Annotated in this window: 12 protein-coding genes; 5 read left to right on the forward strand and 7 right to left on the reverse strand. The window is 47.6% G+C overall.

Annotated features, from left to right (window positions below):
* Positions 1-61 precede the first annotated feature (61 nt).
* The 3 genes from CXK86_RS14565 (at position 62) to CXK86_RS14575 (ending at position 4,916) form a co-directional block, all read left to right on the forward strand.
* Complete coding sequence (locus CXK86_RS14565) at positions 62-2,308, forward strand: MMPL family transporter (RefSeq protein ID WP_101313943.1); 2,247 nt, start codon at positions 62-64, stop codon at positions 2,306-2,308.
* Positions 2,309-2,499: 191 nt separating this feature from the next.
* Positions 2,500-3,519: a dienelactone hydrolase family protein gene (locus tag CXK86_RS14570; RefSeq protein ID WP_101313944.1), complete on the forward strand. Its 1,020-nt coding sequence runs from the start codon at positions 2,500-2,502 to the stop codon at positions 3,517-3,519.
* Between the two features lie 281 nt (positions 3,520-3,800).
* Positions 3,801-4,916, forward strand: coding sequence for a rhamnogalacturonan acetylesterase (locus CXK86_RS14575; protein WP_257467872.1), 1,116 nt, complete (start codon positions 3,801-3,803; stop codon positions 4,914-4,916).
* Positions 4,917-5,050: 134 nt separating this feature from the next.
* On the opposite strand, the gene mnhG is transcribed toward CXK86_RS14575, so the two are convergent.
* From mnhG to CXK86_RS14605, 6 genes are read right to left on the reverse strand one after another with little or no spacing between them, the layout of a single operon-like run.
* On the reverse strand, positions 5,051-5,443 hold the full coding sequence (gene mnhG / locus CXK86_RS14580) for a monovalent cation/H(+) antiporter subunit G (protein WP_017688856.1): 393 nt from the start codon (positions 5,441-5,443) through the stop codon (positions 5,051-5,053).
* Positions 5,427-5,711 (reverse strand): Na(+)/H(+) antiporter subunit F1, encoded by a 285-nt coding sequence (locus CXK86_RS14585; RefSeq protein ID WP_017688855.1) that lies wholly within the window; start codon positions 5,709-5,711, stop codon positions 5,427-5,429. The genes mnhG and CXK86_RS14585 overlap by 17 nt, the downstream gene beginning before the upstream one ends.
* Complete coding sequence (locus CXK86_RS14590; protein ID WP_036608718.1) at positions 5,711-6,187, reverse strand: Na+/H+ antiporter subunit E; 477 nt, start codon at positions 6,185-6,187, stop codon at positions 5,711-5,713. The genes CXK86_RS14585 and CXK86_RS14590 overlap by 1 nt, the downstream gene beginning before the upstream one ends.
* A gap of 6 nt (positions 6,188-6,193) precedes the next feature.
* Positions 6,194-7,672 (reverse strand): Na+/H+ antiporter subunit D, encoded by a 1,479-nt coding sequence (locus CXK86_RS14595; protein WP_047842678.1) that lies wholly within the window; start codon positions 7,670-7,672, stop codon positions 6,194-6,196.
* Positions 7,665-8,003, reverse strand: coding sequence for a Na(+)/H(+) antiporter subunit C (locus tag CXK86_RS14600; RefSeq protein ID WP_036608715.1), 339 nt, complete (start codon positions 8,001-8,003; stop codon positions 7,665-7,667). The genes CXK86_RS14595 and CXK86_RS14600 overlap by 8 nt, the downstream gene beginning before the upstream one ends.
* A 1-nt stretch (position 8,004) precedes the next feature.
* Positions 8,005-10,959, reverse strand: coding sequence for a Na+/H+ antiporter subunit A (locus CXK86_RS14605; RefSeq protein WP_101314070.1), 2,955 nt, complete (start codon positions 10,957-10,959; stop codon positions 8,005-8,007).
* Between the two features lie 301 nt (positions 10,960-11,260).
* Between CXK86_RS14605 and CXK86_RS14610 the strand changes: the two genes are divergently transcribed.
* Complete coding sequence (locus tag CXK86_RS14610; protein ID WP_101313946.1) at positions 11,261-12,901, forward strand: sensor domain-containing diguanylate cyclase; 1,641 nt, start codon at positions 11,261-11,263, stop codon at positions 12,899-12,901.
* A gap of 71 nt (positions 12,902-12,972) precedes the next feature.
* Positions 12,973-13,494 carry a hypothetical protein gene (locus CXK86_RS14615; RefSeq protein WP_036608711.1) on the forward strand — a complete coding sequence of 174 codons (522 nt, stop codon included), beginning with the start codon at positions 12,973-12,975 and terminating at the stop codon, positions 13,492-13,494.
* Positions 13,495-13,597: 103 nt separating this feature from the next.
* On the opposite strand, the gene CXK86_RS14620 is transcribed toward CXK86_RS14615, so the two are convergent.
* Entirely contained in the window at positions 13,598-14,737 is a 1,140-nt protein-coding gene (locus CXK86_RS14620; RefSeq protein ID WP_047842681.1) for a GGDEF domain-containing protein, read from the reverse strand.
* Positions 14,738-14,781: the final 44 nt, after the last annotated feature.

Consider the following 14,781-nt stretch of genomic DNA (forward strand, 5'->3'; position numbering starts at 1 on the left):
GATCTTACCCTTACCGATGAATATAATCGAATGACTAATCTGATCGCAGAGGAGCTTAGGTATGGGTTATCGCAGACTTGCTGCCTTCATCAGCCGATATCCGCGGTTCATTATTCTCTGCTGGGTATTTATCATCGGGATGTCAACGGTCTGGGCGTGGAAGTTACCTGACATTGTTCAGGATCACGGATTAAAACGGGTTCACGGGGATGCGCAAGCGGTTGAACTTGTTCTGGAGGATGAATTCGGATCTCCCGCTGATCCGGTTATTCTGGTGTTTGAGAAAAAGGAAAATACCTCGCCGTTACAGTTCAGGCAGTGGATCAAGGATCGTTTGACACAGGTTCAAGTGTTGCCTGCGGTAACCTCTATCACGTCCCCTTTGGATGCTAGCGAAAGGGTGACGCTTAAAGACCATAGGGCATATTCCCTTGTGAAAATGGATGTGCCCGCGCATCAGATGGGTCCCCCACTGGAGCAGCTACGCGCCGTGCTGGAAACAGACGGTCCAGGTACGGTGCAATTGACGGGGAAGGCAGTCGTGCAGCAGGATGTCAATCATCTGAGCTTTCGTGATCTGGAACGGGCAGAGATGGTGGGCCTACCGATTGCCCTGATCGTTTTGTGTTTTGCATTCAGGGGGCTATATGCCGCGTTGATTGCTGTCATGATGGGGATCAGTGCTGTGATTACTGCGATGGGAGTCACGTCACTCCTTGGTTATCATCTGGAAATGTCCAACTTTATCATTAATGTGATTCCCATGGTGGGCATGGCACTGAGTATAGACTTTGCCCTGATCATCCTGAGCAGGTACAGGGAAGAAGTTCAGCGGGCCTATGAAGATGAAGGCGAAGTTAACTTTACAGGCAGCAGTCTGGATATGCAGAGCGAGGTTCTTCGGAGCGAGATTCTTCAGCGAACATTGCGTACAGCAGGCAGAGCGGTGTTATTCTCGGCAGCCTGCGTGCTCCTTGGGCTACTGGGTCTGCTCTGGATCAGACTGCCGATGTTTCTGAGTGTCTCCTTGGGTGCCATTATTGTTCTGCTCCTATCGCTACTGTTAAATGTTACGCTGCTGCCAGCTCTGCTGTCACTGTCTGCGGGTCGGGTCTTCAGGCGAAAGTTAGTCCATTCGTTACCCAGAAGCTCGGTCTGGCATAGATGGTCTGCAATGGTTATGAAACGACCAGTCAGTATGGCCATTGGAGGTACGGTTGTGCTGCTCCTGTGTGTTTATCCAGTGACACGGCTGGAACTGTCCGTCCCGGATGCCTCTTCACTGCCAGAGAGAATGGAGTCCCGCCAGGCAGCCGAGCAGTTGCAACATGATTTGGGGCAAAAGAGTACCTCCGCCATCGAGATCCTGATTGGCGGACAGCAGGAACTGTTGACTGCCTCTCACTGGCAGTTGGCCCACAACAAAGCCCGTCAACTACTGCAGGACTCAGACGTATTGAGCATTGTTTCACCATGGGGCCTATTACAGCCGAATCAAAATGGCTCGCAGAGCCTTTTTCAAATTCCACCGTCCTTATTGACTCCTTCCATAGAAGGCAAGGAGTCAACCAGGACGGCATGGCTGCGTTCAACGGTCTCTGATCATTCCATACGCTTAATAGCCGCCGTGCACGGGGAGCCTGGGTCGGAACAGGTTGCAGACTGGCTGGAACGAATAAGGAATAGCGATCATGCACCAGGTTTCAATAACGTAAAACTACGTTATGGTGGGGAAGCTGCCAAGCAGTATGAAATAATGCAGGAAGTCACAAGTCAACTGCCCAAAGTGCTGGTATTTGTAGTGGTCACCAATTATCTTGTGTTACTGGCGGCATTCCGATCGATGCTCATTCCAATTAAGGCAATTCTGATGAATCTGCTCAGCTTAGCCGCTTCATTTGGCATATTGGTGTGGGTGTTCAATGAAGGACATCTAGGTATGGAGCCGTCAGCCATTGCCATTATGATTCCTGTATTCATTGCAGGATTGGTGTTTGGCATATCCATGGATTATGGTGTGTTTATGCTGAGCCGTATTCAGGAAGTGTATAGACGAACCGGAGACAGTGATGTGGCTGTCCAACAGGGATTGGCTTCTACAGGTCGTCTGGTCACCTCCGCAGCGGCCATTCTGCTTGCGGTGACCGTGCCGTTTGCCTTTACTGAAGTCGCAGGTGTGAGGCAGTTAGGGATCGGAATCACGGCAGCGGTGTTGATTGACGTTACATTAATCCGTCTAATACTGGTACCTGCATTGATGAAATTAATGGGCAGGTGGAACTGGTGGCTGCCAGGTCAGATGAAATGAAGGGTATTTCCGTAACCTGTCTTCCGGTTGGAGATATCCTTTTTTTGGCTAGAAAGCGTGTGATTCTATTCAAAACAGGCAAACATGTTCAATTCATGGGTGACATAGATGTTCTATAATGGATGGAATTAATTCCATATCACAGTCTTATATCTACGTTATCCTATGAAAAACAGGAGGGACACAGGCCCATGTCTGATATTGAAGCCTATCTACAACAACAAACGAATCTTCGTGGTCGTTCCGCGTATCATGCAGATCAACCCCTGGAGTTATGGCGCAGTCAGTTACGTACACGTGTGAAAGAACGGCTGGGAGGTTTTCCCACGATGGCGGCAGCACTGAATCCTGTCTTACTGGAGCGCATTACATGTGACGGATATATTCGGGAGCGGATTGAAATCACGACCTATGCAGGACTTCGCATGCCAGTGTATTTATTAATTCCGGGTGATGGAAGCATTACCGAAAACAAGAGACCTGCTATCGTTGCTTGTCATGGGCATGGCTACGGTAGCCGAGAGATATCGGGTATGGAACCGGATGGGTCACTACGGACAGGCGAGCCCGGATTACACAAGGACTTTGCAGTAGCTCTTGTGAAGCGTGGTTATGTGGTTGCGGCTCCAGAGTTGCTCGGATTTGGTGATCGAAGACTGGAAGAGGACCGCGATGCGCCACCAGGGGTAAGCTCCTGTACGAAGATTGCTGCGCATCTGCTCATGGTGGGGAAGACCCTCGCCGGTCATAGGGTGTATGAAACAACACGTGTATTGGATTATGTATCGACTCGGCCAGAAGTGGATTTGGAGCGAATTGGAAGCATGGGTATCTCGGGCGGTGGGCTGGTGACCGCATTTACAGCCGCGTTGGATGAACGGTTCAGGGCAACTGTGGTAAGCGGTTATGCAAATACATTCCAGGGTAGCATATTGGATCGGAACCATTGTCTCGACAACTATGTGCCAGGTATCCTGCGTGAAGCGGAGTTGCCGGATCTCATCGGCCTGATTGTGCCTAGGCCACTTTTTATTGAAGCTGGAAGTGATGATCAGGTGTTCCCAATTTATGCAGCGAGAGAGGCGTATGCCCGTTTGACACACATATATGAGCAGGCGGGAGCAGCAGAATCACTGGATGCGGATTTCTTTACCGGTGGACATGAGATTAGCGGAGCGAAGGCTTATGGCTGGCTTGACCAAGTTCTGTGAAGCTGAGGCTTAAAAAAACTGAAAAAGCGAAGCTACAAGCTTTCTGTAAGAAAGCTACTTCGAAAGCATACACTTCGCCTAAAAGCTTTCTGAAAGAAAGCTACATCGGAAGCATACGCTATCACCGGATTTTTCCTTGAGAAAAGGGAATCGAAAAATCTGGGGATAACAGCGATTGGAAGGTTATTCTGTCTACGTAGTATATTCGAGAGGAGAATTCAGTGATGAAATGGTCAATATCGGTTAAGCTTCTGCTCTGTTTTGTTCTGTTTGCAAGTACAATGGGCATCGGTTTGGGAAGCAGTGGAGGGCAAGTCGCCGAAGCGGCAACGGACAATTACAGATTTGATTTTGGTTCGGGTGCTGTTGAGAACGGTTACACAGGCGTGTCCGCAGGAGATGCCTATACGCCTACGAAAGGTTATGGCTTCAACACACCTGCCAATATGAGAAATGTGCCTGCATCAGGAAGCGGGGTTAAGAGTGACGCTGTGCAGTTTCTGACTTACGGCACCAAGAGTACCAATACCTTCAATGTGAATCTGTCCAATGGCCTATATGAAGTTAAAGTGGTCCTGGGCAATACTGCCAGAGCGAGTGTGGCTGCAGAAGGTGTCTACCAGATCATCAATATGACAGGCAACGGGGCAACGGACCAATTTCAAATTCCGGTGACTGACGGGCAATTAAACCTGCTGGTTACAGAAGGAAAGACAGGTACGGCCTTCACACTTAGTGCACTCGAAATCCGGAAGTTATCCAATCAGACCGTTACCAACCGCACAATCTACATTGGTGGTGACTCAACAGTTTGTAATTACTATCCGCTGGGTAGCAGTGTACAAGGAGGTTGGGGACAGCTGTTTCCGTCCTATGTGAACAATTCCATCTTCCAGGTTCGAAATATGGCGGCAAGTGGTCAATTTGCGAGAGGTTTCCGCGATGATGGTCAGATGGAAGCGATTCTCAAGTATATCAAGCCGGGAGATTATTTTATTTTGCAATTCGGAATTAACGATACCAATGCCAAGAATAATACAACGGAGGCGCAGTTCAAAGAGATTATGCGGGATATGGTACGTAAGGCGAAGAACAAAGGAGCAACGGTGATCCTCTCCACGCCTCAGGGCCGGGCAACAGATTTTAATACAGCCAATGTGCATCAAGCGGAGAACCGCTGGTACAATCAATCCACACGTGCACTCGCTCAGGAAGAGGGGGTTACCCTTGTTGAACTGAACAAGCTGAGTTCAGCCTATTTCACGTCTATTGGTCCTGCGGCAACACTTGCTCTGTATATGACAGGGGATAGTCTGCATCCGAATCGTCAAGGGGCTGCGGAGCTTGCACGTATTGTGGCTGCGGATCTGAGAAGACAGGGACTGAATGGATTCTGACTTTATTACTTAATCAGTCTGCATAATCAGTGGTTGATATGATCCGTGTATGCAAAATAAAAAAATACCCCCGAGAACATGCCGCGAAAAGGGCGGCTGATCCTCGGGGGTATTTGTTATGCCTAGGCTGGGGATTACTCCATCATATCCTTGGCTTCATGGTTCACTTTTTTTCCTTTTAACAAGGGTTCCAGTTCATCTTGCACGCTCTGCTCCCACAGTGGTACATCTGTGCGATAGGCGGCCCGTCCGTTCAGATGTCCGGCGACCGGAGCCGTGATGAATACAAACAGGATACCTAACAACAAGCGGGCACTGATATAGTTATCGAAATACCAGAAGTAGAAAAATGTAGCGCTTAATACACAGAACACTCCAAGTGTCATACTTTTGGTTGCGGCATGGGCACGCAGATATACATCAGGCAGACGAATAAGTCCGAATGCACTGAGTGCACTGAGTAGTGCACCGAGCAGTACGAGTAGACCTATAGCGGTTTCAGCGGCTACTTTAACGATCTCCATCATTTTTGAATACCGCCCCCCGTTCAATATAACGTGCAAATGCCACTGTACTTAGAAAAGCCAAAATGCCAATCAGCAAGATAATATCCAGATAGGCCTGAGTTTGCAGCATCATCGACAGAACGGCAACGATGGCAATCACATTGATACCGATGGTATCCAGTGCCGTGATCCGGTCAGCCATGGATGGTCCCCGAAGCACCCTGTACAAGCAACCCAGAATGGCTAAGGAGAGAATGAGCAATGAGATGAACAACAGTGAGGATAACATTAACGCGTCACCTCCATAATTGCTTTTTCGAATGTATTTTGGATATCATCTCTCATTTTCTGTTCATCCTTGATATCGAGTGCGTGAATAAACAGTTTGCGTTGATTACCCGAGATCTCAAGCGGCAGAGAACCTGGTGTCAATGAGATGAGTAAGCAGAGCAGAGTAACTTCCCAATCCGAGGACAATTGAGTTTTATACGTAAAAATACCGGGCCTTATATCTAACTTGGGCTTGATAATCTGGCGTATAACCTCAATGCTGGCTCGCACCAGTTCCTTGAACAGCAGAGTAATCAGTTTGAAGATTGCCCAGACTCGCACAATATAGAAGCGCTGGGGGAAGAATCTGCGCATCCCCCCGATGAGAAGCAGTCCGAGCAGGTAACCTATGAGAAAACCAACACCATTCCAGGCGTTGTTCAGAAACATCCATACAAAAGCAATGATAAGATTCAGTACAATCTGAAAGGCCATAGACATCTACTCCTTCAATACGGCATCAATATAAATATTGGGATGCAGTAGAATATCGCCTGCGCGGGAGGTCAATTGGAACATGCCTTCAGCCCCCACACCCATTACGATGATGAATACAAACAGAATTCCGGCAGGAATCAGAAGGCCGTTCACCGCGTAAGGGCGTCTTGTAACCCCGGCAGGCGGTTCGCCCCAGAACGCTTGTATGAAGATACGAAGTACCGAATATAACATCAACAAGCTCGAAAGCACCGCAATGCCGGTAAGACCATACAAGCCTGCCTGCAAGCCTCCTTCAAAGAGAAGCAACTTCCCCGGAAATCCACTAAATGGCGGCAAACCTGCCAAGGCAAGTGCACTAATGAAGAACATCCAGCCGAGCAGCGGATAGCGATGGATTAACCCGCCCATGTTATCAAGTTTGGATGTTCCGGCAACAGCGATCAAGGCACCGCCGAGCAGGAAGAGCAATGTTTTGATCAACATATCATGCAGCATATAGAAGAGCAGACCTTCCAGTGCAGGGCGACTGGCCGCGGCCATACCAAAAGCGACAAACCCTACACCTGCGACCACGTTGTAGATGAGAATCTTGTTTACATCGCGGTATGAGATCGCACCGATGACACCCAGGACCATCGTTGCTCCAGCCATCCATCCGATTAGTGCATGGAAGAAATCAGGATCATGATAGAAGATCAGTGTGAATGTTCGCACAATCGCGTACAAGCCAACCTTGGTAAGCAATCCTGCGAACAATGCAGTGACAACAGCAGGTGGTGCCGCATAAGAGCCCGACAGCCAGAAGAAGAGGAACAGCCCGGCCTTGATGCTAAATACGATCAGAAAGAGAACAGCAATTAAGGTAATGACTCCGCTCTGTCCCACTTCAGCAATTTTGACGGACAAATCTGCCATGTTCAGTGTACCAGTTATGGAGTAGAGGAAGCCGATGGAAGCGACAAAAAGAGCTGAAGAAACGATGTTAATCAAGACATATTTGATCGTTTCCCGAAGCTGTCTTTCCGTACCTCCCAATACGATCAGTGCATAGGAAGAGATGAGCATCAGTTCAAAGCTGACAAACAAATTGAACAAATCTCCGGTTAGGAATGAACCGTTAACTCCCGCGATCAGAAAATGAAAGAACGGATAGAAGTGATGCTCTTCCCGCTCCTTGTTCACACTGCGGAACGCATACAGCAGACACGCCAGTGCAATGATGGAAGCGGCAACGACAAGTAGCGCTGATACCATGTCCGCAACAAGCACAATACCATAGGGAGGTGCCCATCCACCCATATTAAGCGTTAGAACTCCAGTCTGAGCTACCCGCGTAATGAGTATTGTTGAGACCGCTGCTGTAAACAAAAGTCCAATGACACTAATGATCCGCTGGATATTTATTTTTCGGAAAAATAGCAGAGCCAGAACACCTGTGATCAAAGGCAACAGAATGGGCAGAACGACGAGATTATTCATATGGGCGCCCCCTTACTTCTTCCATATCGTCTGTTCTCAGCTTCAGATAAGAACGATAGGAGAGAACAAAGAAGAACGCAGTGAGTCCAAAATTGATAACAATCGAAGTTAGTATCAAAGCCTGAGGAAGAGGATCGACATAACGTTCAGCCATCTCCCCAAGCAGCGGTGGTGCCCCAGTTTTGAGACGTGACATGGTGATCAAGAGCAGATGCACGCCATGGGTTAGTATGGACATGCCAAGTACAATACGGAGCAGGCTCCGCGACAAGATTAAAAAGACGGCAACCGCAAACAGAATGCCAACGGCTACACACATCAATATTTCCATATCAGCGATCCTCCCCGATCTGTAGAATGATGGTCATGGTGACACCCAGGACAGCGAGATACACGCCAAGATCAAACAGCATGGCTGTGGCGAGTTCTGTTTCTCCCAGCAAAGGAAGTTCGAAATAACCGAAGGTTTGACTTAGGAACGGGACTCCGAATATAAATGAACCCGCACCCGTAAGTAAGGCTATACCCAAGCCGATCCCTGTGAGAACACGGAAGTCAACTGGTAACGCTTTACGTATCGTATCTGTACTGAATGCCAGGGCAATCAATACGAGCGCTGCCGCTGTAACCAAGCCGCCGATGAAACCTCCGCCCGGATTGTGGTGACCTGCAAAGAAGAGGTGCATGGCAAACGTCAGTATGATGAACACAACAACCTTGGTAGTCGTTTGCAGCAATACATCATTACTCTGCAAGGGGACGGTATCCCACGAGGATGAGCTGCGTTCCCGGTTACCATACTTTTTCGTATTGTCCGCTTCATCATCCAGAGCAGGTTCGGAATCCTGACTTTCGTCCTTCTTACGGAACTTCAAGCGGGCTCCGAGATCTTTCGCTTCGAGGTTCAGATTAATCATGGAGTAGATGGATAACGAAGCAACGCCAAGCACCATAATCTCCAATAACGTATCGAAGCCACGGAAATCTACCAGCAACACGTTCACGACATTTTTACCACCAGCTGAGTCATAGGCTTCCTGAAGGAAGAAAGTAGAAATGCTGTCCAGTGAGGCTGTTCCGCTTGCGGCCAATGCAACAAAAGTCATCACGATCCCGACTGCAATCGCTACGATCATATTTACCGTGAGATAACTGCGGCTTGATTTGCCACGTTGAAGCTCAGGCAGATGGTAGAAGCATAGCAGGAACAGTGCAACAGATACCGTCTCAACAATCATCTGTGTCAACGCCAGATCCGGCGCCCGGAAGAGTACGAATAGCAGAGTTACGAGGTAACCAACCGCTCCGGTCATAATGACTGCTGACAGTCTGTTCTTGGCAAAAGGAATCGAAACTGCAGCACCGATGAGCGTGACTAGCAGTACCACCTCATAGAATGAGTAAGGTGCATTGCCTTGCAGATTCCAGGTAATATTTTCTCCTGAATGGAAGAAGGCATAGACCAGCAACGCGACCGTGAATGAGAAAATGTAAACGAGATAATTACGAACCGAGCCATTCATATAGGCTTCCGTCCATTTGCGTGCATAATGCTGAAGATTATCCAGCACAACATGGTACATATTGTTAATTGTTAATCCTTGTGGATAATGCTCATAAATATTCCTCCATCGTGGCAACAGCTTGTAGAGAGTGATTCCCAGAATCACAACTCCGATTGTCATGATTAGTTCCGGAGTCCATCCATGCCACAGGGAGAAATGTACATCGAAGCGCTCATTCCCATTCAAGAGGGATGGAAGCACAGCGGCCATGGCCGGTTCAATCAGTGATCCGGCCAGCAGATTCGGGAAGAGTCCGAATACAACGACAAGAACACCTAGAACAACAGGCGGAATGAGCATGCCAGCGGGCGCTTCGTGCAGCTTCTCGGCAGGGATCTCGCTTTGGCTACGACCGAGGAATGTTTTGAACACGATAATAAGCGCATAGATCAGGGTAAACACACTTGCAAGCCAAGCGAATACCGGCAATAGAACACTCCAGGACCCAAGTCCAAAGATTCGTAGATGCGTGACTTCCACCATCGCCTGGAAGAATAACTCCTTGCTCAGGAATCCGTTGAAGGGCGGAATACCCGCCATGGCAAGTGAGCCGATCAATGCCACGGTGAATGTGATTGGCATGAATGAAGCAAGTCCACCGAGCTTCCGTATGTCACGTGTACCCGTTTCATGATCAACAATCCCTACGACCATGAACAGAGCGGCCTTGAAGGTTGCATGATTAAACAGGTGAAGCAGCGCAGCGGTTATTGCAACAGTGTACATCGCAGAGGATTCGCCATATCCGAAGTAGAGAGCAGCAGATCCAACCCCTAAGAGGGACATGATCAGACCAAGTTGAGAGATGGTCGAATAGGCAAGAATCGCTTTGAGATCGTTTTTTTTCACCGCCAGGAATGATCCATAACACAAAGTCAGAAGACCAACGCCGGTAACAAGCCAGAACCAGAGTCCCTGTCCACCGAAGATTGGTGTAAACCGTGCTACAACGTACAGTCCGGCCTTGACCATGGTGGCTGAGTGAAGATAGGCACTCACAGGTGTCGGAGCTTCCATGGCATCCGGCAACCAGATATGGAACGGGAACTGAGCTGACTTGGTGAAAGCTCCAATCAGGATCAAGATAAGTGCGGGTAGAAATAGTGCGCTTTCCTGAAACTGACCCAATCCTGTAATGGTTGCACGAATACTGAATGTTCCGGTAATGAGATACATCATCATGAATCCGGTAAGCATGGCGAAACCGCCAAATACCGTAATCAGGAATGATTTTTGTGCTCCTGAAGTCGAGGCTTTACGTTTGTAATGGAATGCAATCAACAGGAATGACGTAATACTGGTCAATTCCCAGAATCCGTAGAGCACGATCATATTATCAGACAGCACCACGCCCAACATGGCTCCCATGAACATCAACAGATACAGGTAGAAACGGTTCAGCGCTTCTTTCATATCCATGTAGAAGATGGAGTAGAGAACAACGAGGACACCGATTCCGGTGATTAGCAGTGTCAACATGAGGCTCAGACCGTCCAGATACAGATTAAATCCAATGTCCAGTGAAGGAATCCATGGGATATTTCCGGATACGGTATTGCGCTGTGACACAGCGGGTATGAGACTCGCAAAGTATACAAATAATAGTGCCGGGACAAGGAGAACCGGCCATCCCAAATGTAATTTACGGAAGAAACGATGCAGCATGGCAAGAAGAATGCCAGCGGCAAAAGGCAGAATAACAGCAACATGAAGCAGGCTCAACATTACACCCCCAATGTTTTTTATTTCGATTACTCTCTCTGTGACATACAGGCGCATGATCCTTTGAAGGATATGCTTGCTCTCTATATTCATAACCCAAGTATGTATATACAGAATCGTGTCTATTCTTTGAATGGAAGAAACACGGTGAAGATTTCAGTATAATATTGTATGGGCATGTATAATAAAAAAACACACAAGTTCCGATAAATATGAAAACGAATAGGTGACATTCCGTGTACTCTTTACAGCATAGTTATGTTGAGAAGCAAGATGGTTTCACCGTGTAATGGAGGAAGTAATGTCATTCAAAATTAGAACTGTGCTTACAGTCATCTTTGCTGTGTTATCCTTGCTGGTTACCCTGACGATTGGGTCTATTTTTAGCCAAAAGTCATTTGTTGCTGTAGAGACTGAGATTGGTCACTCGCTTACAGGCACGGCCTCACAGGCTTCGGACAAGCTGGATCGATTCATGTCGGCTCGCGCGGGTGAACTGGACCTGCTGGGCCAAATGGCTTCGTTGGAAGATGAATTCCAACCTGATGAGATTCAGATGCTGCTGGATCAGTTACAAGATAGCTTTCCCTCATTCTCATGGGTTGGATTCATGGACCCGAAGGGAAAAGTGTTAGCTGCTACGGATGGTATCTTGCTTGGGGAAAATTTATCAGAGCGACCTGTGTATCAGGAGGGAATCAAGGGTAAATTCATTGGAGATGTGCATAATGCAGTACTTCTTGCCAAGCTGCTTCCGAATCCAACGGGAGAGCCGTTGCAATTTGTCGATATCAGTTTTCCGCTGAAGGATAGCAAAGGAATGATTCAAGGTGTGCTCGCTGCACATTTAAGCTGGGAATGGGCGAAGGAAGTCGAGGAATCCGTACTTGCCCCATTAAAAAGGGAAGAAAAGGACATTGAGTTCTTTATCGTGAGCAAAAAGGAACATACAGTGCTGCTCGGGCCGAAGGAATGGGTCGGTAAACCGTTGGTATTGCCTGGCATCGAAGAGGCCCAGCTCAACAAAAGCAGTTGGTCCATTGAAAAGTGGCCTGACGGTAATGAATATGTGACAGGGTTTGCCTACAGCCAGGGCCATCTGGATTATCCCGGATTAGGCTGGACCGTAGTCATTCGTCAAGTCAAGTCGACTGCTTTTGCTTCTGTGTTTGACCTGATGTGGTTTAATGTGTGGGCGGGACTTGCCGTTACCGTGCTGTTTGCACTGATTGGCTGGGTTGTCTCACGTCTGATCTCTGCCCCACTTGTGCGTCTTACCAGAGTAGCCAATCGACTGCGTGCAGGGGAAGAGCTTGAGATTCCTGCGATTAAGGGGATTAAGGAGATTGAAGTGTTGTCCCGTTCGCTTCGGGATATGCTGACCTCTCTTATGAATAAAAACTCAGAGCTGGTCGTGATGCAGAATCTGGCGCATTTTGATCAGTTGACTAGACTGCCAAATCGCACTGCCCTTGAAGTGTATCTGGAGGAGTCTCTGGAGACCGAAAGTGAAAATCACACGCTGACTTTTCTCTATCTGGATCTCGATGGATTCAAACGGGTCAACGATACACTTGGACATCAGACTGGAGATGTGCTGTTACAGAAAGTGGCCCAGCGACTGTCTGCTCTTGGTCAGGTGAAGGGGATAACAGTCCGATTGGGCGGAGATGAATTCCTGATTGTACTTCAGTCTGTTGGAAGTCATCCGAGGGAAGAAGCCATGGCTTATGCAGAAGCCATCATTCAAAGCTTGAACAAGCCGTTTATTATCGAATATGAGCGAATTCGAATTGGATGTAGCATCGGAGGTGCCGAATATCCAACCAACAGCGACAACCCAAGTGAGATTATTCGGATGGCGGACGAAGCTTTGTATGAGTCCAAACGTGCAGGCAAGAACAGAATGACATTTTATTCCGAGTTGAAGCAAGATCGTTAGCGTATAATAACATGAGCTGGGTTATCCCAATCACCTTTGTGCGAATGTGTGTATAAACAAGGAGGGGTGAAATGTCTGGAAAATATACATCTGTACCTTATGGTTATGAGCCACCGGCGGCCAGCCGCAAAGGCACACTGACTTTTTATGACTCGTTTGAACATGTGACTGATGAGCAACTCGAGCGCGCCGCTGCAACGGTAGATACCCGTTCATTCATACAGCTTGTGTTGTATCCTTTACACGAGAGCACGTTTAAACGAATGAGCAAGGATTCGATACAGGCATATTACAAAAGAGAAGACCGCCTGCATGATTGGCGGCGGGAACATCCAACTTCGCGTATACGTGTGGAGGGGCTTGAGGGCAAGAGAAAGAAATATACACCTGTGGATAGCGCGCTGCGCCATATCACTGCGGAATATCCAGCCCCTCACTTTCTGTATTTGACGATAGAGATGGCGAATATGTTTGCTTCATTTGATTCCTTCAAGGATTGGATCAAAGAGCTGCGTCTCATCATTGATGGATCGTCCGAATACCTGCATCCGATGCTGGAGCAAAATCGCCATCGCTGGGAATGGGCGGAATGAAAACATAGATGTATGAAGAAGATCGGCGTGCTGATCGTATTCAGACCCAAAAAAAGTTGTGTTGTACAAACCGGAATTCCGGTGTACAGCACAACTTTTTTATTTATATTTTCTCTGCCAAGGATGAAGTCAGATCAAGTGATGTTACGGTTTTATTTTTACCTGTTCGTTTCGCGGCATACAGACAGGCATCCACTTCCTCGAACAATTTGTCTTTGGTTAGATTAGGGCTGTAGCTTTTGAGACCGATACTCACGGTGATGGAAGCTCCTTCAAGTTCCAGATGGCCCATCAAGGCAATCTTCTGACGAATCTGTTCCACCAAGGCATAAGCCTGCTTGAAAGATTGCTCAAACATCAATAAGGCAAACTCTTCGCCCCCGTACCGTGCTGCAATATCACTTGAGGTAATGGTTTCCTGAATGATCAGGGACACTTTCTCCAGAATAATGTCTCCAACCCGATGACCATACGTATCATTAATGGACTTGAAGTCATCAATATCGATCAGGGCCAGATGCAGACTCATGCCACTGTTGGCATACTCAAATGCTTTTTCATAATAATCCTTGAATGAACTTTGATTATAAAGGTTGGTTAAACCGTCTGTTTTGGACTGTTTGGTCATAATGGCATTTCGCACAATAAGGTCCTGCTTGGCAAGCATGCTGGCCTGAAGATCATCGAGCACCTCAACGCCGCTGGTTACGATAACCTGTGCTACATATGTACCTAGGATTAGAAAAGCAGGAATGGATACCATGTCAAATGAAGACAGGTACAACCGGTAGGCCGGATCGAACAAAACCAGAAAGTAACCAGTCATCTGCATCAGAAAGACAATCCAGACTCTTTTTTTACTGAAGAACAGCACCGAAGCAAAGATGGGCAACAGACAGATTGCTAATATAATCCGAATGTCATAATTGACATGAATAATCGTCCAGGCGATAACCGTGCTGGCTATAGACATGGTGTAAAAGGAATATGAACTGAAGCGCCGATCAACCCAGCTTGCGAACAAAATGCATGAACTGCTGACGGCCGTAGGCCAGAAGAGGACATTCATCAAGAAATCTGTAGGTGTGCGATCGTACTCCAGAAACAGGAAACAGCCAATCTGAATGGCGAAATGTGCAATCGTAACAACCCAGTAGGCATGAAGCATTTTTTGAATCCATTTGGAATGTTTGAACTCGTACTCTGTTGGAATGTGACTATTGTGCGTATGGAAACCTTTCATATATCACCGCTGACTGCATCATAATGGTACGACAGAATTACTCT

Origin of the sequence: Paenibacillus sp. BGI2013 (assembly GCF_002843485.1) — a bacterium.
Taxonomy (GTDB): domain Bacteria; phylum Bacillota; class Bacilli; order Paenibacillales; family Paenibacillaceae; genus Paenibacillus; species Paenibacillus amylolyticus.

What these genes read in the sequence shown, in the direction of transcription:
- mnhG (WP_017688856.1), bottom strand. Translation starts at nt 5,443, where the DNA reads ATGATGGAGATCGTTAAAGTAGCCGCTGAAACCGCTATAGGTCTACTC.
- CXK86_RS14590 (WP_036608718.1), bottom strand. Translation starts at nt 6,187, where the DNA reads ATGGCCTTTCAGATTGTACTGAATCTTATCATTGCTTTTGTATGGATG.
- CXK86_RS14595 (WP_047842678.1), bottom strand. Translation starts at nt 7,672, where the DNA reads ATGAATAATCTCGTCGTTCTGCCCATTCTGTTGCCTTTGATCACAGGT.
- CXK86_RS14565 (WP_101313943.1), top strand. Translation starts at nt 62, where the DNA reads ATGGGTTATCGCAGACTTGCTGCCTTCATCAGCCGATATCCGCGGTTC.
- CXK86_RS14615 (WP_036608711.1), top strand. Translation starts at nt 12,973, where the DNA reads ATGTCTGGAAAATATACATCTGTACCTTATGGTTATGAGCCACCGGCG.
- CXK86_RS14570 (WP_101313944.1), top strand. Translation starts at nt 2,500, where the DNA reads ATGTCTGATATTGAAGCCTATCTACAACAACAAACGAATCTTCGTGGT.
- CXK86_RS14610 (WP_101313946.1), top strand. Translation starts at nt 11,261, where the DNA reads ATGTCATTCAAAATTAGAACTGTGCTTACAGTCATCTTTGCTGTGTTA.
- CXK86_RS14575 (WP_257467872.1), top strand. Translation starts at nt 3,801, where the DNA reads ATGGGCATCGGTTTGGGAAGCAGTGGAGGGCAAGTCGCCGAAGCGGCA.
- CXK86_RS14600 (WP_036608715.1), bottom strand. Translation starts at nt 8,003, where the DNA reads ATGGAAATATTGATGTGTGTAGCCGTTGGCATTCTGTTTGCGGTTGCC.
- CXK86_RS14585 (WP_017688855.1), bottom strand. Translation starts at nt 5,711, where the DNA reads ATGTTATCCTCACTGTTGTTCATCTCATTGCTCATTCTCTCCTTAGCC.
- CXK86_RS14620 (WP_047842681.1), bottom strand. Translation starts at nt 14,737, where the DNA reads ATGAAAGGTTTCCATACGCACAATAGTCACATTCCAACAGAGTACGAG.